Here is a 1709-nt window from a genome sequence, read left to right as displayed (position 1 = left end):
CGTTTTTCGCCGTGGGGGGGGGGGGGCGTCGGCGGCCCCGGGCGGGCCCCCCCCCCACCCCTCCCCTTCGGCCAGGACATCCGCAGGAACCATGACGCGGGCAGCCCGGCCACCGGCACCACAGGTCTCCTTCTTGCACACACCCCCGGCAACAGGCCGGGGCCTCCGCCCTGGATAAGGAATCCCGACCATGGATACATCCCCCAAGACCTTGCTCGCCCCTGCCCAAGTCACGACTAAAGACGTTCGATTCGCCACCTGGATTTGTTTTTTCGCCTGGACCTTCGCCGTGTACGACTTTGTACTGTTCGGCAACCTGCTGCCCAAACTTGCCGAAGACCTCGGCTGGGCTACTGCCCAATCGACCGCCATCAACACCTGGGTGACGGCCGGAACCGCCCTGGTCGCCGTCGCCCTGGGCCCAGTTGTGGACCGGATCGGGAGGCGCAAGGGCATCCTCATAGCGGTTATCGGTGCCGCTCTGGCCTCGATCCTGACAGCCTTTGCCGGCTTGGTCATCGGACTGGTCGCCGGCGTTGGCATCGTGGTGCTGATCCTGGTGCGCTCCCTCGCAGGCCTGGGCTATGCCGAGCAGGCCATCAACGCCGCCTACTTGAACGAGATGTTCGCCCACGTATACACGGACCCAGCCAAGGCCCGGCGGCGCGGCTTCATCTACTCCCTGGTCCAGTCCGGATGGCCCGTGGGATCGGTACTGGCCGCCGTCTCCATCTTCCTGCTGTACCCGTTGGGAGGTTGGACACTGTGCTTTATTGTTGCCGCTCTTCCCGCGATCCCCATTGTCTGGGCCGGCCTCAAGCTCAAGGAAAGCCCGCAGTTCACCGCCCGGCGCACTGCGGAAAGACTGCTCACCGAGGGGCACACCGAACAAGCCCACGCGCTGGCGGGGACCATCGGGGTAGATTTGAATGAGCGGGCCATGCCGCTGGCTGCAGCCTTCAAGGGAACCTCGCTGCGCTCCACCGTGGTGATCGGCCTGTCGTTCATGCTGTGTTGGGTCGGGGTGCTGGTCTTCGTGATCCTGGGCACCTCACTGCTCACCGCGGCGGACGGGAAGAACATCACCTTTGACAGCGCCTTGGGCATCCTAGTGGTCTCCAACGCCACGGCCTTCGCCGGATACCTTTACCACGGGTGGCTCGGGGACAGGATCGGACGGCGCAATGCAATATCTCTGGGCTGGGTCCTTTGCGGCTTGTCCTTCAGCGGCATGCTCCTGGCCCCGGCCGGTGCTTTCGGTCTGGTCCTGACCCTGTACAGTGCAGGCTTGTTCTTCTTGATCGGCCCGTTCTCCGCCTTGTTGTTTTTCACCGGAGAGAGCTTTCCGGTGCACACCCGGGCCACAGGCGGGTCCATCATCAACGGTGCCGGTCAAGTGGGGGCCATCATTGGCGGTGCCCTGGTCACGATGGCACTGACCGGGGGTCAAAGCTGGAACCAGGCGGCCTTCTATTGGGGTTGCCTGCCCATCTTTGCAGCCGGACTGCTGATCCTGGCAGCCCGGAACGTGGACCCCAGCAAGGTCCGCACCGACTGACCGCAACGAAACTTCCGTCCAGAACAGCCCGAAGGGGCGCTCCCGGCCGGCCGGGAGCGCCCCTTCGCCTTGTCCAGGACACCAGCTGCAAAAGTGTTTCGGTCCGGTGAGCGTGTCTCCGGCGGCGGTGTGGATGGTCACGGGGAGGTGA

The 1709-nt window shown here is 64.7% G+C and carries 1 protein-coding gene; it reads left to right on the top strand.

Annotated features, from left to right (window positions below; genetic code table 11):
* Positions 1 to 190: 190 nt before the first annotated feature.
* A complete protein-coding gene (locus tag Q4P21_RS09010) occupies positions 191 to 1558 on the top strand; it encodes an MFS transporter (protein WP_303388446.1) in 1368 nt (455 codons plus the stop codon).
* Positions 1559 to 1709: the final 151 nt, after the last annotated feature.

The organism is Arthrobacter sp. (genome assembly GCF_030540645.1).
Lineage (GTDB): Bacteria > Actinomycetota > Actinomycetes > Actinomycetales > Micrococcaceae > Specibacter.
The sequence above is the reverse complement of the archived record's forward strand: the minus strand, read 5'-3'. Positions and strand labels throughout refer to the sequence as shown.

Coding starts and splice junctions, on each gene's coding strand:
- Q4P21_RS09010 (WP_303388446.1), top strand. CDS start 191: ATGGATACATCCCCCAAGACCTTGCTCGCCCCTGCCCAAGTCACGACT.